The sequence below is a fragment of the Sphingobacterium sp. 1.A.4 genome (genome assembly GCF_002734245.1).
GTDB classification, from domain to species: domain Bacteria; phylum Bacteroidota; class Bacteroidia; order Sphingobacteriales; family Sphingobacteriaceae; genus Sphingobacterium; species Sphingobacterium tenebrionis.
In genome coordinates this window covers 12958-33533 of sequence record NZ_PEAZ01000045.1, presented here as the reverse complement: position 1 = coordinate 33533, position 20576 = coordinate 12958, and the positions used below count along the sequence as shown (strand labels likewise).

The window sequence follows — 20576 nt, the reverse complement described above, 5'->3', positions numbered from 1 at the left end:
AGGCGATGTTTTTTTTATGTGGTTACTTATACCATCATATCTACCAGGTCATTGACCGATAATTTGATGAAGTCTTCGTATTCCAAGGTATGTTGCAATACTATTTTCTGTTGTTTTTCGGCAAATACACGAGCAAGATTGATCTTATATTTTTCGATCAGTTTCGGGATACCTTCGGATCTGCGGCGTTTATGTCCAATCGGATATTCTACGACCACTTCTTCCAGGATGGTTCCATCGTTCAGCTCCAGTGTCAGCGCATTGGCGATCGAACGTTTCTCCGGATCATGGTAATCCACGGTGAACTGTGGATCTTCAATACAAGTGATTTTTTCCCTTAATGCATCGATTCGCTCATCTTTGGCGATATTATCTTCATAATCTGCTGCGGTCAAGCGTCCGAAGATCAATGGAACGGCCACCATGTATTGGATGGCATGGTCACGGTCTGCAGGGTTATGTAAAGGACCTTTTTTATCGATAATGCGGATGGCCGCTTCATGGGTTCTGATTTTAACGGATTTGATATCCTCCGAAGTTTTTCCCAATTCTTTTAATTTTCCATGTAAGGTCATGGCTGCTTCCACCGCAGTCTGCGAGTGGAATTCTGCTGGGAAGGAAATCTTGAACAACACATTCTCCATGACGTAGCTTCCATAAGGGCGTTGGAACTTGAATTCCCGACCTTTAAAGGATACATCATAGAATCCCCAAACCGGAGCAGTAAGTACCGATGGATAGCCCATTTCACCTTTTTGTGCTATCAACGCCAAACGTACAGCTCTGGAGGTGGCATCACCTGCTGCCCAGGATTTACGGCTACCGGTATTCGGAGCGTGTCGGTAGGTACGCAAGGATTGCCCATCTACAAAGGCTAAAGATAGCGCATTGACCAACTCATCGCGGTTCAAGCCCAAAAGTTTACCGACAACAGCGGTAGATGCTATCTTAACCAGGATCACGTGGTCTAAACCCACTTTATTGAAAGAGTTTTCCAAAGCCAGCACACCCTGCACTTCATGAGCCTTTACCATGGCTTCCAGCACGGTCTCCATCTTCAAGGGCTCTTTTCCTTTCTCCAGGTTGTTTCTACTGATCCAGTCGGCAACGGCCAATATACCACCAAGGTTATCGGATGGATGACCCCATTCAGCGGCCAACCAAGTGTCGTTGAAATCCAACCAACGAACCATAGCGCCAATGTTGAAGGCTGCTTGGATGGGATCTAACTGATAGGGGGTACCAGGCACCTTGGCACCATTCGGAACAATCGTTCCAGGAACGATTGGGCCAAGCATTTTCGTGCAAGCCGGATAGGTCAAGGCTTCAAATCCACAGCCTATCGTATCCAAAAAACAATAATGGGCGGTTTCCTTCGCTAACTGACTATCAATTTTATAGTCTAGAATATAATCTGCAATATCCAGTAATACTTGATCTGGATTGGGTCTGTTGTTGGAAATATGTGATGACATTTCTGATTGTTATGTACTTATTTTTATCTGTCTTTTAATGGAATGAATTTCTGGTTTTCAGGGCCCGTATAGTTGGCGCTAGGGCGGATGATCTTGCCATCTTCACGCTGTTCGATGATGTGTGCCCCCCAGCCGGAGATTCTCGACATCACGAACAATGGGGTGAACATATCGGTTGGGATTCCCATCAGGTGATAGGCCACCGCAGAGAACCAGTCCAGATTAGGGAACATTTTCTTTTCGTCCCACATCAGGGTTTCCAAGCGTTCGGCGATATCGAATAATTTCATATCCCCCAATTCCTCTGAAAGTTCCTTGGCGATTCTTTTGATGACCTGATTGCGGGGGTCTGAAATGGTATAGACCGGATGTCCAAAGCCGATGATGACCTCCTTTTTGGACAATCGCTCACGGATATCCTTTTCCGCATCGTCTGCATCCTTATACCTGCTTTGGATCTCGAATGCTACCTCATTGGCACCTCCATGTTTTGGTCCACGTAGCGCTCCGATCGCTCCGGCGATACTTGCATACACATCGGAACCGGTTCCAGCAATTACGCGTGCCGTAAAGGTGGAAGCATTGAATTCATGTTCGGCATAGAGGTTCAAGGAAGTCTGCATGGCCCGTACCCAAGCTTCAGAAGGTTTCTTTCCATGCAAGAGATGGAGAAAATGACCTCCTAAGGTCGTATCGTCGGTTTCTACTTCAATTTCTTTTTGGTGATGGCTGTAATGGTACCAGTATAATAGGGCAGAACCCATGCTGGCCATAAGACGATCGATGATCTCGCGGGTCTTTGATGGCTCATGTTCCAAAGGTTCCGGTTCCAATGTGCCGAACATGGACACGGAAGTTCGCAGCACGTCCATTGGATGAGCAGATGCAGGGATCAATTTTAAAACTTCTTTCAGTTTTTGAGGCAGGCCCCTTTGCTGAACAAGTTTATGCTCGTAGTTCTCCAATTCTTTTGCATTGGGCAATTTGCCATGGATCAGTAGATAGGCCACTTCTTCAAAACTGGCTTGATCGGCTAGGTCCAATATATCATAACCGCGGTAGTGGAGGTCGTTTCCACTTCTTCCTACCGTACAAAGGCTGGTGTTTCCTGCAGGAACCCCGGATAGGGCAACGCTTTTTTTCGGTTTAAAACCTGATTCATTCGTTTCTTTCATATCATTTCTTGTTAAACAATTGGTCTAAACGATTCTCATAATTATAATAGTCAATACTTTGATAAAGTTCTTCACGGGTCTGCATGGTTTCCAGAACAGCTTGCTGGCTACCATCATTCCGGATATGTTGGTACACATTCAAGGCAGCCTTATTGGCTGCGCGGAAAGCTGAAAGTGGGTAGAGTACCATGGAAACCTTAGCGCCTTTAAGTTCCTCCACGGTGAACAAAGGCGTTTGCCCAAATTCGGTGATGTTGGCTAATATGGGAAGTTGGGTAGCCTCCTGAAAGCGGGTATAATCTTCCAGGGAGCGGACAGCTTCTGCAAAGATGAAATCCGCACCAGCCTCTGCATAGGCTTTGGCTCGTGATAAGGCATTTTCAATGCCTTCGGAAGCAATGGCATCGGTTCGGGCACCGATCACAAAATCAGCATCTCTACGAGCATCTACCGCTGCGCGGATGCGGTCTACCATTTCGTCCAAACTGACCAATTCCTTGCCGGGACGATGCCCACAACGTTTAGCGCCTACTTGGTCTTCCATGTGTATACCGGCAGCACCAGCTTTTTCGAGAGATTGGATGGTACGAGCGATATTGAAAGCGGATGGTCCAAAACCGGTGTCGATATCTACCAATAAGGGAGTTTTACAGACATTGGTGATACGTTCTACATCGATTAGCACATCTTGTAGAGTGGTAATTCCAAGGTCTGGGATGCCCAGTGAACCTGCAGCTACGCCACCTCCAGAAAGGTAAATGGCTTTGAATCCTGATTGTTCTGCTAATAGTGCATGGTTGGCGTTGATGGTTCCTACGATTTGTAGGGGTGATTCGGCTTGAAGAGCTTCTCTAAATTTTTTTCCAGCAGATTCCTTCATTCTGATGAGGGATTTTTTAGTTTATAAATAGGGTTATGGACGCTGGAGCTTCATCTTCTTTTGCTGTCCAGCGACCTTTTTAAAGATAAGAAAATCTGATGGGTTTAGGAATTAAAATAGAAAGCTTGTCATGCTGAGCGTAGTCGAAGCATCTGTACGGTGGTATGGTGGTATACGAACAGATCCTTCGACTTCGCTCAGGATGACATGGGGGAAGATTGCTTCGTCGTGCCTCCTCGCAATGACGGTATGGCTTGCCTCCTCGGAAGGACGGGTTTTGCTTCGTTGCTCCAAAGGATGTGCGGTCTTCTCGCAAAGACGGGATGGCTTGCTTCCTCGCCATGAGAGGTTTTGCTTCGCTCTTAAAGCAGGGTGAAAGTAATGTAAAAGTATGTATTTAGTAACCTAAGTATACTAAAACCCGCTTTAAGGTTGCTTAAACCATGGTTTTACTACGAAAACAAGCTTTTAACATAGGAAAACAACAACATTATCTAATTTAACAAAAAAAAGCCGTATCAACATCGATACGGCTTCTTAATATTAATAACCTGGATTCTGAATCAATCCTGGTTCTACGCGTAAGCTGTTCTCATGGAACGGCCACACATAATTATGTTGTTGGAACGTTCGATCTTCAATCTTTAAAGTTTCCACTTTTCCATTTACCAAACGGGTGTGTCCTAATGCGGGTTGGTTCAACACCTGTTCCGCAATTCGCCAACGGATGATATCGTCATATCGGATACCTTCTCCAGCTAATTCCGTTCTGCGTTCGTTACGGATCAAGTTTACCCATTCCTCTTGGGTTTTGCTGCCCAATTTCACGTCTGCCACGGTCATATCCAATCCAGCACGTTTTCTCAACTGGTTGATGCAATCTTTCGCCAGGTCATCCACTTGTCCCAACATGATCTGTGCTTCGGCATAGGTCAATAAAACCTCCGCATACCTTAACAATGGGAAATGCATGTTACCACCAGATTTGAAAGCATCGGTTTCATCGACAAACTTCTTGAACCAATAGCCAGATTTACTGGAACGTTGGTTCTCAAAATAGAATAAGCTAGCCGTATTGTAAATATCGATCTTATCGCCGTAAAACGTATCTCCTTGGCCAAAAATACTGGCTTTTAAACGTGGGTCACGATTTAATTTCGGATCCAGTTCATATTCCTGTTTCGTGTGCAATGGACAATTGTCGATCGGTCTACCTTGTAGGGTCCAATACGAATCCACCAAAGATTTGGTCGGAACAGAATAGGATTGTCCATTACCCGTACGGTATTGTGGTGCCAGGTCGCGGAAAGAGTTGGTCGCCGTATTATTATGACTTTCCATATCGAATTTCATGATGAACTCCTTGTTGGTCTTATCCGCTTTGTAATTGAACAGATCGGCATAGTTCGCATGCAACTGATATTTTCCACTTTCGATGATCTCTTTGGCCAATTTGGCTGCCAGTTCGTATTTGCCGTTATACAACGCATAACGCATGGTCAATGCCTTGAACGAATACTTATTGAACATATAAGCATCTGAAGTATACTCATTTTCCGGTAGGCGGGAAGCAATTTCTTCCGCTAAAGGAAATAGGGTTTCCAAAATTTCTTCCTTGCTTTTTGCAGGCTGAAGGGCGGTTTCCATGTTGGCCGGCTCCAAGTGGAAAGGTACATTTGCCCAACGGCTGGTCAATTTGAAATAATGCCAAACACGCAGCGCTTCCAAGATACTCTTGAATTTAGTACGAACGGCTTCATCCTCCACATAAGGAACATCCACATTCGCAATAAAGGTATTCAGACGGCCCAAATGTTTCATCTGCAATTCATAGTAATATAAGAATGCAGTGGTATTGGCGTTGATATTACCATTGGCGATACGTTGGTGATGGTCATTTTCGATGCGGCTATAGGCATTGTCCGATTTAGAATCTTCCAAATAGAACAATAATCCGCGAGCACCCACCGAAGTGAACACATCCACATAACTACTGTACACCACACGGCGAAGGTCTTCCTCGGTATTGAAGAACTCAGTAAAGGAAGTTGCCGTAGGATCTGTTTTATCTAAGAATTTTTCACAACTGGCCAAAGACATACTTGCCAATAGACCAAAATATATGATTGATTTTCTCATTTTCTTTCTCTGTTTATTGATTAAAAGATAGTGGCTCTGATACCAAAACTATAGGTAGCCATGCGTGGGTAGTTACCATTTCCACCGTTACGTTCTGGCTCTAATCCCTCGTATTTGGTGAAGGTAAAGGCATCCTGTGCATTCACATACACGCGTACATTTTGGAAAGCTTTGCCCCATTTCGGGAAAGTATAACCCAATTGAAGCATCTTGATGCGGAAGTACGACGCGTCGCTCAACCATACATCACTAAGGAAAGTGTTGGTGCTTGCGCCGGTCCAAACCCTTGGAAAACGGGAGTTCGGATTTTCTGGTGTCCATCTGTTGTCTGCATATTCTTGGCGCGGTGCACCTAATGCATTCGATGCATTATCTACGTAGATCGGATAGCCTTCCTGTCCGCCAATGCGGGATGTACGGCGGCCAACACCTTGACCCAAGGCTGCAAAGTCCCAACCTTTGTATTTCAGGTTTAGGTTGACTGAATAATTCAAATGTGGGAATGGATCACCTAGTTCCACACGGTCATCATCATTGATAATGCCATCTCCATTCTGATCTCTATAACGGATGTCTCCAGGAATGGTATTCGGTAATTTTGCTGTTGTCGCATCAATTTCCGCCTCGTTCTGGAAATATCCATCGGTTTCATAGCCATAATAGTTATCAATGGCAATGCCGTTGTACCAGATTTTATCGTTGGTGTTTTTGAAGATTAAGGTGTCAGTTTTATTGTAACCAGCCTTTTCAACTTTGTTGCTGTTGTCGAAGAACATACCACCAATGGTATATTTCAAATCCCCGATATTATCTGACCAATTTGCCGAGATTTCATATCCTTTATTTCTAACCTCACCAATGTTTACCGCCGAAGTTAAGGTGTTCGATCCGGTTAGTGGAGGTACTGGGAAGTCGGAATAGATCAGGTCGTACGAGAATTTGTCGTATACATCCGCTGTAATATTCAAGCGGTTGTCCAATAAAGTCAGGTCTGCACCTACGTTCCATTGTTTTTGTTTTTCCCAAGAGAATAATGGATTTGGCACACGCATGGTCCATCCCCAGGTATTCACTACTTCCTGCCACAGGTATGGATCCACATTCTCATTACCGATCAAACCGTATGATGCACGGATCTTGAAGTTGGTCAAGGTTTTGCTGTCGCGAAGGCTGCTCATGAAGCTTTCGTTATGCAGGTTCCAAGCTAGGGCAGCAGAAGGGAAGAAGCCCCATTTCTGTCCTGGCGCAAATTTACTACTACCGTCTGAACGTGCGGTTAATTCCAGCAAATAACGTTCATCGAAGGAATAGTTCAACTTTCCGAAGAAAGATGCCTTATTGATCTCGCGGTAATCGGTGTAGGTGAAGTTCATCATCTCTGAACCAGCTGTCAGGTACAGTTTATCCTTGTTTCCACGAAGATCTTTGGTATAGTTTACCAATGCTCTAGCCGTGATTTGGGATTGGCTGACACCTTGATCGGCAGTCACCGAATTCGCCCAGATGGTAGCCGGTTTTCCGGTGGCATCATAGAATTTAAAGGTCTCACGAACAGATTTGTTCGCCGATTTATTGATCATATACGAAATATTACCCTCAATGTTCAAGTTCGGATTGATGTAATATTTTGGTCTTAGGTTGATCGTACTCCGGTCGTGCATGTAGTTTTTGATACCACCATGGTTGATGGAAGCAACCGGGTTCAGGTTGTTGTGCAACATGTAGTGATTCGGAAGGTCTGTCCCTTCAAAAAATACTTGTTGCGTAGGGTTCATTCGCCAAGCGATCTGGTATAGGCCATGGCCATCATCATTGGCCATCAAACGATCTACCTGTAAACGGTGGGCATAGAAATCGGCAAGAAGCACGAATTTGTCTGCAATATTGACGTTGGTATTGAAGCGTGCGGAGAATTTTTGTGTTCCTTCAATGTTGTTCAATCCATTTTCCTGGATATGGCCAAGCATTAGGTTAAATGTTCCTACACCACCACCACCGGAAATATTAGCCGATTGGTTATGGGCATAGGCGCGACTTTGCATCACTTCGTCCAACCAATTTACACTTTTAGTCTCGCCGCTTTCCGCTTTTTGGATATCCTCTGCGGTGTATAGCGTGGTTTGTCCTTGAAGGGATCTGGCTTCATTGTTCAGACGCATGTAATCTGCGGCATTCACAAAGGTAGGTAGGTCGATTGGGTTGTCGATCGATCCCCAAGCATTCAGGTCCACCTTGAATTGTCCAGTTGTACCGCGTTCTGTTTCAATGATGATTACCCCATTGGCACCTCTAGAACCATACATGGAGGTAGAAGCCGCATCTTTAAGGACGGTTAGACTCTTGATCTGGTTCGGGTCGATGTCGCTTAAGGATTGTTCCATTCCATCGACAATGACCAAAGGACTTGCATTCTGCAAGGTACTCACACCGCGGATAGCAATACTTCCTGGGGAGCTTCCTGGAAGGCTGTTGCCCTGCAACATGGTCACCCCTGGAATGGTTCCGCTGAAAGCTTGTTCCATTTTCATGATCGGACGCGTTTTGGTCTGCGACATGTCCATTTGGGCAACTGAAGAGGCTAAGTGTTTCTTGTCGACTGTAGAATAACCCACAACTACGACCTCATCGATGCCTAGGTTTTTTTCGGCAAGAATGACATTCAGGTTTTTTTTGTCGCCAATGTTGACCTCTTGGTCGTCATAGCCGACTGCGGAGAAAATCAAGACGGAAGCTGTCGCTGGGACTTGAATTTCGAAGTTTCCGCCTGCATCGGAAGCAGTACCTAGGTTGGTTCCTTTGACCAAGACACTTGCATTCACCACAGGTCGATTTTGATTGTCTTTAATGGTACCCGTAATGGTCTTATTCCCTTGGGCATAAGACAACGAGCCGCATAAGACAATGAATAACATCATTGTAAAGATATTTTTCATGATCTGATTTTGGTTATTGATTATATAGATAGTTAAATAATTCAATTCCATAGGCTTAATCCGGTAGATGTTGAGGATTTTGCTCGCCGAAAATACAATTAATTAGTTTAATAATGTTTAATAAGGTTGAATAATGTTGTTAAATAAAGTTTATAATAGTTTGGGAAAGTATAGATTTTATAGATAAGAAAAGAAATAGTAAGAATAATTAATTTTATGATTAAAAAATGCCGTTTGGGTTGGTGGGTTTATCTTTAGGGGTAAATTTTGTGTTGGAAATGTTACAATTGGGGGGGGAGGAAGGGAAGGGAAGGGAAGGGAAGGGAAGGGATGAAGGTTGGAGAGAAAAGGTAAGGGGTAAAGATGGGGATGGAAGAGTGGGAAAGGGATGGAATGGAAGGGGAAGCGGATGGTGGTTGAAGTGGGACGGTAAGGGGCGAGGGAAGCTGGAGAGGGAACGGGATGGGTTGGGGAGTTGTCATGCTGAGCGTAGTCGAAGCATCTGTACGGTGGTATACGAACAGATCCTTCGACTTCGCTCAGGATGACATGGGGGAAGATTGCTTCGTCGTGCCTCCTCGCAATGACGGGGGGACGTGCTTCCTTGGAAGGACCTCGTACCTCCATGCAATGACGGGAAGCCTCCATGCAAAGACAGAAATTACATCAGGTCTGCTTGGATAGTTAATATTTTCTTTTTCTGCAGGAAGTATCGTTGATAAATCAAATAAGGCAGGGCTTCCATGGCTTCTCTTAAGATCATTATATTTTCATCTACATAAGCTGAGACCATGAAATATTTCCACTCCTTATCCATATACTTTTTTAAATTTTCCACATACTTCTTGTCCAATTCATTTTCAAACCCTGGATATTCCAATAATTCCTTCAATTCTTTTTTCAGCCTCAACTCTAAAACCTTGAATTCAATAAAGAAGGTTTCTATTTGATTATAATCCAAGACTTGGTTCAGATAGCTAAATTTATTGTTCATCTCATAATAAAAATTCATCTGATCTTCATAGATCTTATCATAAGCCGACAGTTGCAGATGAGCTTCCAAAAACTCCTGCTCCATATTCCTGGTTTTTGCCAGATGATGGAAATGTTTAAATATCTGAATATTCAATTCATCCAATTCAGCTGCTTTAGATTCTTCCTCCTTTTTCAATCTTTCCAATAACTCAGGAATGGCTTTCCGATGAAATTTAATACCATCATAATCAAAGGTCTTTACTCCAATTTCTTTAGCCTGAATAGATTTTAAAGTGCCAATATCTTGACGCAGGGCTTGCAATTCATACGATAGCTTCGTATCCTCATCCGAGAAATAGGATCTTTCTGGAATATTACCATCTAGATCAATCTTTTCGTAATCAGAAATCACTGGGGTTACTAAGTTGTAATATTCATTGAATACCTTATCAAAACTTCCTTTGTTAAAAGCCAATTCGTATTTATGGATAAATTCATCCGCACCCAATTTAACAATAGGTATGTTTGCATTTGGCCCTTCATCCTCCAAAAACAAATTTTTAAATAGGAAATCTGATATTTCCGAGATCACTTTATCCTTATCCTTGATCATATCCATCGCGGGGCTATCCTCTTCCACCGCCTTAACAATATTCAATTGCCTAACCTTTTTCACCCGGTCGGCAGTGCTCGGATGCGATGCCCATTGGTTTTCGAAGTTCAGTTTAGATTTATCGTATTTGAGATTGCTATCCAGATCGATCAACGGCATGCCATCCTTCATCTCATAACTGTTCTTTTTTGCTAAAAAGCGAAGCATGGTCTGATGATCCGCATAAATATCATCAGGAAAAAAACTTTCGGAGGAGCGATTAAAATAGAACTGCACCGCTTCATTGAAGGCATGGTCAGCAAAATCTAAACGCATCAGGGAGCTGCTAAAGGCTTCCGACCCAGCAATATGGGCTGCCACTTCATCCGCATGGAATTCCATCTCGCGGGATAAGGCCATGTAATTCTTATTAATGAAATTATATAATTTTTTGAGGATCCATTGAATCCCTCGGATAGCATAAATCGCTCCCCAGAGTGTGATGACTAAAGAATTACTCCAGCCGGTTACCCTATTGATCGTTCTATCAAAAGATTCATTGTTATACAGCATGTTAAAGATCACTTGGTTCACATGGTACACGTAGGAACCAAGCTTCATGCTCCGTTGGGAGAAATGACCAAATTCATGCGCAATAATGGCCTTTAACTCCTGTTTACTAAGCACATTGATCAAGCCCATCCCGATTTGGAGGTTTTTCCGAACGGGAATGATCATGCTCCAAAAACTGGAATTATAGAAAACCGAGGCATTAACTTCCTGTGTTATAAATACTTTTTTGGGGAAGTCCGTTCCAGCTTCTTGTACAACCTCATGGATCATTTGGAACAGTTCAGGTTGCATGTCTGCAGTAATCTCAAACATTCCCTCCGTATGGTTTTGATTCTTGGAAAAGATGAATTTTATAAGGAAAAACAGAATGGTCAATCCGGCAAAGATTAATCCTGCACCAAATAAAATGATATATAAATTTGGAATTTCTATGATCAAGTGGATACCAAAATAGGTGAGCGCAATGGTTAATCCTATTGCGGCTATTAAAAGCAGCATATAGACAATGACGAAAATGAGAATGGAAGTAAGGGTTTTTTTGACGCTTCGCTGAAATGCCGGGCTGGTCTGAATATGCATAAAAGGTAATTTCGATTAGTTTTATAAATATAGACGAAATGAAGAATATATTTTACAGAAAACCTATTAATAATATTTAGTTAATATTTCTTTGGCCGTTAAATAGCCTCTATAGAATGCTTCCTCGAATAGGGAGAGTCCGGAAAGGTCAGAATGTGCAAAATAAATCCGGTCGGCAATTGGTTTGGCCATTTCCTTCCGGGCCTCACTCATCATGAACCCTGGAACTGGGCTGATCATGCCATGGCCTAAACGATGGATACGCATATCCAATATTTCCTCCTCGATGCCATAATGTGCTTTGGAGAGATCTTCAATAATGAAATCCCGCCATTGTTCCTCACTAAAATCCAATAGTTTCTTTCGTTCCTTTCGAAGGTCTTGGGCATCTAAAGAATGGTAATAGCTGATTACATAAGGAGCCTTATATTGGGCAAGGCTCTGATGCTGATCAAAGATATAGCCTAAGCCCTTGCCATCATGGATCACATTGTCCCAGGATAAGGGAGCGCCCGAAGCAGCGGGGAAACTTTTCAGGGTGATCGTGGCAATTAACCATGGTGCATAAGCAAATTTATCGCTTAAGGTTTTCCGTGAAGTGATCAGGTATTTATTTACAAATTGCGGACAACAATTGATGAGTTGATTAGTTATATAAAGAGTTGATTTATTGGTTTTAATGTCGTATACCTGAACTTGAACTTTGTTCTCATCCCATTCTATTTTATAAGCTAAACAATTGTTCTTTATCTTTCCTTCCGCGTATTTTTTCAATAAGGACACCAATCTTCCATTGCCTTCCTGCCAGGTCAATACGGCTTCTTCATTTCCGAGGTAATCATGCTTTCTACTGGAAAAATAATGTATACCTGCAAAAGCTGAGGTATGTTTAACGCCTGTACCGAAATCATCCCTGCAACAGTAATTCACATAACTAAATACCGGTTTTGTTTTGAATCCTTGATCCAGCAGCCACTTTTCCATGCTGATGCTATCCAGATCCTCCAGATCATGATCGTTTGATGCGAAAAGTGTTGGAATATCAAATACATATTTTCCATCCCTACCTTTCATTTCCGTAAAATCCTTCATGAGGCCATGAAAACGCTCCATTTCGGCCAATTCTTCCTCATCTAGCCCATATTCAGGAACAATGCCATTCTGCCAATAATTGTCGATAAAGAGCCTATGCATCGGGTCAAAGGACAGCTGTTCTTCATCAAATATTGGTTCACCAGTTGCTGTCCAACCCTTAACGATCTTTGACTTTTCTAAAAATTGGTAAATTTCTTTGTTGGAGGCGTTGGGTATGGGCAGGTAATGGGCGCCCTGTGGATGTTTACTGTAGGAATTTGACCCTGATTTGGAGTTTCCGCCCACTTCATCTTCCATTTCCAATAAGAGAAAGTCCTGGAAGCCCTTTTCATGGAATTGATATGCAGCAGATAAGCCTGCGATTCCACCTCCAAGAATCAATACAGGGATTTCAATCTTTTCAGAAACAGGGGGGAAGTCGGGTAGCCATAAGCGATGCCCTAAGATGTGGTTGGTGCCGGTCAGTTTTAATAAGATATGGTTTGCCTTTCTTTTGCAGGCTTGCAGGAAAGTAGTGCCAAGACCCAATAAAAGGCTTGCTTTCAGGAAATGTCGTCTGTTCCACTTATATCTTGCTCCACTCTTCATCGAAATACCGCACTAAAATCTGATTGTCCAAACGATTGATCTCCACCGGTATTTTTTGCATATCTGTTGCAAAGTCCGTGAGTTTGGAGAAATTGTAGTCATAGAAACGCAGGTTGTCCACCTTATGGTTCACCTGTTGGAAATCTACGTTTTTATCTGGGGAGAATAAACAGAAGCCCCATTCGCCGAAGGAAGGCACATAGGCATGGTAAGCCTGTGGATTCGGAAAAATAGAAGCTATGGTTTCATGAATGCACCAATAGGCTTTGGGCGCATAATAGGGTGATGTAGTCTGCACAGCAATAATGCTTTGCTCATGCATCAAAAACCGTAAGCGCTTGTAAAAAGCATTGGTGTACAATTTGCCTAAGCTGTAGTTGGAAGGATCCGGAAAATCGATGATGATGACATCATATTGCTCCTGATGGTCCTTTATCCAGATAAATGCATCTTCATTTACGACCCTTACCTTAGGGCTGTTCAATGCATCCTGATTATGCTGACGAAGAATTTCATTAGTCTGAAACAATTTGGTCATCCCTTCGTCCAGGTCGACCAAGGTAATATGTTCTACCATAGGGTATTTCAGGATTTCCCTGGCGGCCAAACCATCGCCACCCCCTAAGATAAGCACACGTTTCGGCGTTTTGGCAACCGACATGGCGGGATGCACCAGGCATTCATGGTATCTGTACTCATCCTTGGTGTTGAACTGAAGGTTGTTGTTCAGAAACAGCTGGTAATTTCCGTTGGAGGAGGTCAGTACAATACGCTGATAGGTCGTCGAATGCTTGTAGATGACGTTGTTTCCATATAGCTGGTTCTCCGAATAGGCCAAGAGCCGATCGGAATAATAAAAGACAATCAGCAGGAATACCAAACATAGTATAGCCTTGATCTTCATCCAGGTCGGCCTTTTCAGGAACTTGCTCAGGTAAAAGGCAAGGAAAACCCCTACACAGATATTGATGATTCCGAACAGGAGGGAAGTACCCATAACCCCTAATTTTGGAATCAGCAGGATCGGGAATAAAACCGAAGCGATCAATGCACCGATGTAATCAAAAGCGAAAACATTGGAGACCAAATCCTTGAATTGCACCCTGTCCTTGAGGATGTTCATCAACAAAGGGATTTCCATTCCACAGAGACAACCTGTCAGAAATACAATAAAGTATAAAATAAACTGGAAATGTTCAACCTGTTGAAATAGAAGGAATAAAAGAACAGAACTTGTACCCCCAATAATACCTATCAAGAGTTCGATCTCGATGAATCGATCGAACAGGTTCTTATGGATAAATTTGGCAAGATAGGATCCAACCCCCATTGAAAAGAGGTAAGTGCCGATGATGAAAGAGAATTGCTTTACCGAATCTCCCAATAGATAACTGGCCAATGCACCAGCCACCAACTCGTAGACTAATCCACAAATGGCGATGATGAATACAGCTAATAAAAGGAAGATGGAAAGATTTTTCTTTCTATCCATGAATTGAGGCTGCGATAATAATGGAGATGCCTAAAATAAAGCTGGCAAAAACGATTGCCAAGGCGACATTATGGTTTTTGACAATCTCCTGCCAGGACTTTTCCGGCGTCAATTTCTCGATCAATAGATAAGCCAATAACAGGATTACTATTCCGATAAGGGAATAAATAACCGAGGCAGCAATACCTTTGAAAAAATAATCGTAATTCATATGCTTTTGCTTATTTATGACTACCACTCATCAGTGGCGATCTAGTGTATATTATTCTGTTTCCTGTACGGGTATGGTCCACCTGTGCTTGCACTTCTAAATCTGCACTACAGGTTTTCATGTTGTCCTCATAGTATTTATAGGCAGGGAGGGCAAGACAAACAAAGAAAAACAGGATCAATAATCCATCTTGTTTGATCATGTACCAACCTGAAAAATCCCCTCGTTTACTTAGTTCCGCAATTTTATCCGGTTGGTTAAAATTGATGAAAAAGAAAATAAAGATCATCACCGTGGCTGCATAGGTAAATATCAAAGGCGTATAACTGACCCCACCATATTTCAGTTTGATCTGTTCCTCCAATTTGACCGCTTGATTAGGCGATCCGGTCATCGAGGTTTCAAATACTAAATGGTATTGTCCCGGTTCCACCCTACAAAAATCAATATTCAAGGCATTAGCCTGATTCGAAGGATTAAATTTATGCACGTATGGTCTAACTTGGCTGACCTGATTGGTCTTCTTATTCACTAGATTGACCTGGATTACCAAATTCGGTACCGAAGAGATGGAGAATCCGTCCATAACCAACTGTTTTTTGGTATTTCCCTTCAATTCAAATGGCGTGGAAACAAAGCTGTTCGCCAGGTTTTCGCTGGTAAAGGTTTCATTGAAGGTCAGGGTCTGGGTACTGAGCTGATTATAATACAAAAAGTAAAATAATATCCCAGGAATAAGTAGAAATGGCAATAAAGCCCCTAAGAGCTTGGAATTGATGTGCTTCTTTTTCTCTTCGAACTCCCTGTACTTCTCAAACATGGAGTAATAATTAGGACCGTGTAGATACTTTCCGGCATAATATTCCCTCTTCCCTTGGAATATTTCTTCCGAAATAAACTTATCCTCATTCAAGGAATGAGCATAGGTAATGTAAGAGGAGGTGGCATCGAGATCTTCAAAAACAAAACCTTCCGCATAGATCACATTTTGCGTTCCGCCTTCTTCCCGATTATAATTACCATCGTATTTAATGCGATTTTCAGATTTGCGGTCGATTTTATCTTCGGAAATCGGCTCCAGAAAACAGGCATACTCATCTCCATCGGCCAAGTACAGTTCCTCATCATCCGTAGATAATCCGACATATTCGTTGGATTTTCCTAAAACACCGGCACGGCGGATTTTGGTGATGATCTGATAATGATTGCCTTGGAAATTAATGAATTCCCCAAGGATTGGCCATAGCACATCCTTTCCAGGATTCAGGTTTTTTTGAAAAACCCACTTATCCGGATCGGTACCTTTAAAATAGGCATGGCAATTCGGGCAGACGTAACCCTGGAATTCGGATACTTCTACCTTAAAATTCTGTTTATGTTGGCATTTGGAACAGCTGATCTGCATAGCTTAGCGATTTACCAAAGTTTCGTTCAAAACCGTAGCTTCAAAATATGCTTTATATTTTTCTCCAATGGCTATTACCTTTTGTGAATTGTCTTTCAGGTAATTACATAGGTAAATATCAAGGGTTAGTTGATGGAATTCTGGCCAGGTGTGTACACAGATGTGGGATTCCTTCAAACAAATGGCCGCCGTAAATCCGTTCCCATCAAACACATGAGAGGATAAACCTACTACCTGTAGATCTTCTTCAATCAATAAGGATTGGCTGAAGGATTGGAACTGCTCCAAAGAAGTCAGTAATTCCAGATTAGAAACCTGTAGGGTAAGTAAAAGATGTTTTCCGGGCCTGTATTCGTTAAGCATTAATTTTGGCTAATAATTAGGCTCGAATATACACAATTTTTAAGGATTCCCTAACTTAAATGATAGCTTTGGTTCTTAAATTCCATGGAAGCATAATAGCTGTACTTCTCTTTATCGAGGGGATAGTCCCAACAGCCCATCCGATGATAGATCTGTCCACCGAAACCGCTTTTAAAGCGGAATAATCCATACATGGGATGCGAAGGATCGGCCTGTGGCGATATCCCGAAGAAATCGTATTCTGTACAGTCTTTTTCTTTTGCTAATTGCATGGCTTTCCATTGCAGGGCGTAGGTTGCCATGTAATTTCTGTTTTCGGTAGCGGAAGCACCATAAAGGTAGGTCCCCCGGTTCTTGGATACGACGAGAAACATCGCAGCCAAAGGAAGTTCATCCACCTCGGCCAATAAAAGATACACATCGGCCGGTGATTGCGTATCATTTGCCCGGGCAGATAGGACTATGCGGAAATAATTGATATCATGGAGGAAGAAATTATTCCTTTTGGCGGTTTGTCGGTATAGTTCATACCAGATATCCAAGCTTTCCAGTCCTAGGGATTTTACTTTTACTCCTTTACGGCCAGAAAGGTTGATGTTGTATCGGGTTTTTGGCTTCATCATTCCCAATAAATGATCCTCATCCTGATTGAGATCCATAAAGATCGTATTGGATGGCAGGATATCGGTATTGGCTTTTCGGAGGTTCCAATGTTCGGTATTGAAGTTGAAACGAAGTTCTTGGATCCTTTTTTCGGGAACACCGATCCAATTACCATGAATATCATAGCAGTCTTCTTCTTTCGCCCATAGCGACTCCCAAGATAGGTCGTAGCGGATCATGATGCAGTTTTTGGGAAGGAAATGCCTCAGTGTTTCGGATAATTGTTCCAGAAAGTATCCTTGGTTTTCTTCGGAAGGTTCTAATTCCGGACCGTAAGGCACATAAGCAATACAATGCTCCTGATCAACAGCCTGCAAGATGATCAATAGATCGCCGATGAAATAGGCATCATCCTCGGAGCCAGCGAAAAGTTCCGAATTCTTCACCTTGAAATTAAAGGCCATAGAGTTGACCCCCTGAAGTCTTTTGACCTCCGACCAATAAGCTGTCTGTTGGATAATAGACGTATTATAGATTTCCTTAATCGCCTTGTCTTCTAAATCTGCAATCATGATTGGGGGCAAACATAGCCATAAACTTTAAATAAAGGGTTTTTATTTGTCACAATTGGGTTAAAAGAAAATAGATGTAATCACAATTAATAAAATTACAGGTTAGATGATAGTAAAAAAAAAGAATACTAAAATTAAGGAATGTTCGTTTAAAGATTATATTTCAAATTTGTTATGACATATATAGGCTAATTTGTAGCTTTAACACTACAAAACAAGCTAATAAAAGCTGGAGGTATTAAGAATAACTCAATTTTTTATTTAGCTTTGAGTGCTAGTTATTAATTCGCTGTATTAATATTTATTTAATTGAAACTTTCGCGAATATCGTTCGTTAAAGAATTATAAAAGTTGACATTTGTTGGGTGAGAAGATGGCTCCATCTTCTTTTAACTTGTGTATATAATAGTGTGATCTAAGGCCTGAACTCCAGTTCAGGCCTTTATTATTAGAAAAAATTGTCTATTTTGCTTTGCAAATACCAAACCCTGTGAAATTACACTGCCTATTATTGATCTCGTGCATTTTTTGTGCATGTACATCTGCGCATAAGACGAAACCCGAAAGGGAAAAAGTAAAAGATCCGTATAATACGATGGCCTATAAGTTTCTGGATGATCAGCAGCCGGATAGTGCCTTTTATTATTTCGATAAAGCGAAGACGTTTTATATGAAACGGAACGATAGTTTAGGCATTGCTGCTGCCTATATCAATATGGCGATCACGCAGTTTGAGTATAACGATTTTTACGGTTCGCAGGAATCATCCATCGAGGCCATCCCATACCTGGATACAATTGATCAAACGAGTAGATCATATCTCTCCATGAATTATAATACCCTTGGAAATAGCAGTGATGAGATCAATTTGCCCGAGAAAGCAATCTATTATTACCAGCAAGCTATTCGATTTGCATCAGATTCTTCGCAGGTAGCTGTATATCAGAATAATTTGGCATTGAGTTATCGGAAAATCGGGAAAAAAGTGGAGGCCTTGGAACTGTTAAAATCAAGCCTGGCAAAAAGCGAATACGGATCGCTGGATTATGCTCGCACCTTATCCAATATGGCCAATACGCGAAGATTATTGGGGGATACGACCAATGTGCTGAAGGATTTACATCGGGCACTGCAAATCCGTAAGAAAGAGAATCATCTGATTGGGATGAATTCCAGTTATGCTTTACTTAGCGATTATTATGTTGGGAAGAACAGCGATTCAGCGATGTACTATGCGAAGAAGCGATATGAAATGGCAAAACAACTGAAGATTCCCACAGATCAGATGAAGGGTTTGAAACAGCTCATTGCTCTCCAACCCAATCAGAATAACAGCGATTATTTTAAAGCATACATCCGGATTCAGGACTCCGTGAGTACCGTTCAGACCATAACCCGAAACCAATTCGCGTTGATCAGGTTTGAGGCGGAAAAATCAAAAGCTGAAAACCTTCAACTGCAGAAGGATAAGGCTTTGGCCGAAAAAAGCCTAGTCTGGCAAAAGGCCGGAACTGCTTTTTTGCTCCTAACGGGTCTTTATGCGGTGCTGTGGTTTATCAGGCATCGAAAGAGACAGGCCTTACTCATGGAGAATAAAATTCAGGAAAATAAATTGAAGACCTCCAAAAAGGTGCATGATGTGGTGGCCAACGGAATCTACCGGGTGATGATCGAAATCGAACATCAAGATCAGTTGGAAAAAGAACATGTGTTGGATCAATTGGAAGATATGTACCATAAATCGCGCGACATCTCCCATGAGCGGGATATGGAATCGGAGGAGGGTGTTCATGACCAGCGAGCCTATCATGAACAGGTAGGTGATCTGATTAAATCATTTGCGAATGAACATTGCAAAGTGCTATTGGTCGGGAATGAGCCGGAGACCTGGAAGGGGATTTCCAAGAAAAATAAACAGGAGCTGTTGAATGGATTTCAGGAGCTGATGGTGAATATGAGTAAGCACAGCATGGCCAGTACAGTTCTTTTTAAGTTTGAAAGAATGAACGGATTCTTGTTGATCCAGTATTCGGATAATGGAATTGGTGTTAAAAATGGGTTTGAAGGAATGGATGCTAGGGCCTATTATGGAAAAGGTCTTAAAAATACGGTTTCCCGTATGGAAAGCTTGAACGGGCAGATTAATTTTGAAAGTAGGGAAGGAGAAGGATTCAAATGTAGGATCGAGATTCCAGTGAAGGACTAATGCTTTCCATTAAGAATTGAATTATGTTTAAAAAAGTACTCATTGCTGAAGATCATGAGATTGCGAATATCTCGGTTCAGAAAACGTTGCATGAATTTGGAATTCCAGATGCTAAATATGTTTTCTATTGTGACCATGCGCTGACCTGGATCAAAAAGGCGGTTGCACAGGGGGAGCCATATGATCTTCTGTTAACGGATATTGAATTTGAGGATGATGATAATCAGCAGGAGTTGCTGAATGGTTTGGACCTGATCCGTGCGGTAAAGACTGTTCAGCCGGATATCAAGGTAATCATTCTTTCGGCTTTGGATCGGACAGCTGAAATTGATGGCCTATTCAAACAAGGTTTGGTAGATGCATATGTTCGAAAAGCACGGAAGGATGCGCAGCACTTGAAGGAAGCTTTGCAGGCTATAGCCATGAACAAAACCTATAAATCGCCAGATTTAAAGAAGGTAACGCAGGAGAAGAATTCGCATGAATTTTCGAGTTTGGATATGCATATCGTGCGGTTTTTGTATGAAGGTATTCCTCAGAAGGAAATGCCTAAGTACCTACAGGAAAGAAATATAAAGCCATCCAGTTTAAGTTCCATCGAGAAACGGTTGAATTTGATGAAGGATGTGCTGGATTTTAATAAAAATGAACAGTTGGTTGGTTATTGTAAGGAGATAGGATTGATTTAATTTTCAATCCTATGCTCTTTATTCTCTTTTT

The 20576-nt window shown here is 42.1% G+C and carries 15 protein-coding genes; 3 read left to right on the top strand and 12 right to left on the bottom strand.

Annotated elements, in window-relative coordinates:
• Nucleotides 1–26 precede the first annotated feature (26 nt).
• The 5 genes from CRJ00_RS06890 to CRJ00_RS06870 form a co-directional block, all read right to left on the bottom strand.
• Entirely contained in the window at nucleotides 27–1475 is a 1449-nt protein-coding gene (locus CRJ00_RS06890) for a bifunctional 2-methylcitrate dehydratase/aconitate hydratase (protein WP_099366136.1), read from the bottom strand.
• A gap of 23 nt (nucleotides 1476–1498) precedes the next feature.
• Entirely contained in the window at nucleotides 1499–2650 is a 1152-nt protein-coding gene (gene prpC / locus CRJ00_RS06885; RefSeq protein WP_099366135.1) for a bifunctional 2-methylcitrate synthase/citrate synthase, read from the bottom strand.
• A gap of 1 nt (nucleotide 2651) precedes the next feature.
• The gene (gene prpB, locus CRJ00_RS06880; protein ID WP_099366134.1) at nucleotides 2652–3530 is read right to left on the bottom strand and encodes a methylisocitrate lyase; all 879 of its coding nucleotides are present in this window, start codon (nucleotides 3528–3530) and stop codon (nucleotides 2652–2654) included.
• Between the two features lie 543 nt (nucleotides 3531–4073).
• On the bottom strand, nucleotides 4074–5669 hold the full coding sequence (locus CRJ00_RS06875; RefSeq protein ID WP_099366133.1) for a RagB/SusD family nutrient uptake outer membrane protein: 1596 nt from the start codon (nucleotides 5667–5669) through the stop codon (nucleotides 4074–4076).
• Nucleotides 5670–5689: 20 nt separating this feature from the next.
• Entirely contained in the window at nucleotides 5690–8602 is a 2913-nt protein-coding gene (locus CRJ00_RS06870) for a SusC/RagA family TonB-linked outer membrane protein (RefSeq protein WP_099366152.1), read from the bottom strand.
• A 227-nt stretch (nucleotides 8603–8829) separates the two neighbouring features.
• On the opposite strand from CRJ00_RS06870, the gene CRJ00_RS06865 reads away from it, so the two are divergent.
• Complete coding sequence (locus CRJ00_RS06865; protein WP_099366132.1) at nucleotides 8830–9150, top strand: hypothetical protein; 321 nt, start codon at nucleotides 8830–8832, stop codon at nucleotides 9148–9150.
• Nucleotides 9151–9263: 113 nt separating this feature from the next.
• On the opposite strand, the gene CRJ00_RS06860 is transcribed toward CRJ00_RS06865, so the two are convergent.
• The 7 genes from CRJ00_RS06860 to CRJ00_RS06830 all read right to left on the bottom strand — a co-directional run bounded on the left by CRJ00_RS06860 (nucleotide 9264) and on the right by CRJ00_RS06830 (nucleotide 17650).
• Nucleotides 9264–11240, bottom strand: a complete 1977-nt coding sequence (locus CRJ00_RS06860) for a M48 family metalloprotease (RefSeq protein WP_180268439.1) — start codon at nucleotides 11238–11240, stop codon at nucleotides 9264–9266.
• A gap of 147 nt (nucleotides 11241–11387) precedes the next feature.
• Nucleotides 11388–13004 carry an FAD-dependent oxidoreductase gene (locus tag CRJ00_RS06855; protein ID WP_099366130.1) on the bottom strand — a complete coding sequence of 539 codons (1617 nt, stop codon included), beginning with the start codon at nucleotides 13002–13004 and terminating at the stop codon, nucleotides 11388–11390.
• Entirely contained in the window at nucleotides 12982–14496 is a 1515-nt protein-coding gene (locus tag CRJ00_RS06850; RefSeq protein ID WP_099366129.1) for a polyamine aminopropyltransferase, read from the bottom strand. The genes CRJ00_RS06855 and CRJ00_RS06850 overlap by 23 nt, the downstream gene beginning before the upstream one ends.
• Complete coding sequence (locus tag CRJ00_RS06845; RefSeq protein WP_099366128.1) at nucleotides 14489–14707, bottom strand: DUF350 domain-containing protein; 219 nt, start codon at nucleotides 14705–14707, stop codon at nucleotides 14489–14491. The genes CRJ00_RS06850 and CRJ00_RS06845 overlap by 8 nt, the downstream gene beginning before the upstream one ends.
• Nucleotides 14708–14717: 10 nt before the next feature.
• Nucleotides 14718–16112, bottom strand: coding sequence for a DUF4178 domain-containing protein (locus CRJ00_RS06840; RefSeq protein ID WP_099366127.1), 1395 nt, complete (start codon nucleotides 16110–16112; stop codon nucleotides 14718–14720).
• Nucleotides 16113–16115: 3 nt separating this feature from the next.
• Nucleotides 16116–16475, bottom strand: a complete 360-nt coding sequence (locus CRJ00_RS06835; protein ID WP_099366126.1) for an S-adenosylmethionine decarboxylase family protein — start codon at nucleotides 16473–16475, stop codon at nucleotides 16116–16118.
• Nucleotides 16476–16525: 50 nt separating this feature from the next.
• Nucleotides 16526–17650, bottom strand: coding sequence for a lipid II:glycine glycyltransferase FemX (locus CRJ00_RS06830; protein WP_099366125.1), 1125 nt, complete (start codon nucleotides 17648–17650; stop codon nucleotides 16526–16528).
• A gap of 595 nt (nucleotides 17651–18245) precedes the next feature.
• On the opposite strand from CRJ00_RS06830, the gene CRJ00_RS06825 reads away from it, so the two are divergent.
• Nucleotides 18246–19856: a tetratricopeptide repeat-containing sensor histidine kinase gene (locus tag CRJ00_RS06825; RefSeq protein ID WP_099366124.1), complete on the top strand. Its 1611-nt coding sequence runs from the start codon at nucleotides 18246–18248 to the stop codon at nucleotides 19854–19856.
• Nucleotides 19857–19879: 23 nt separating this feature from the next.
• Entirely contained in the window at nucleotides 19880–20545 is a 666-nt protein-coding gene (locus tag CRJ00_RS06820) for a response regulator (RefSeq protein WP_099366123.1), read from the top strand.
• Nucleotides 20546–20576: the final 31 nt, after the last annotated feature.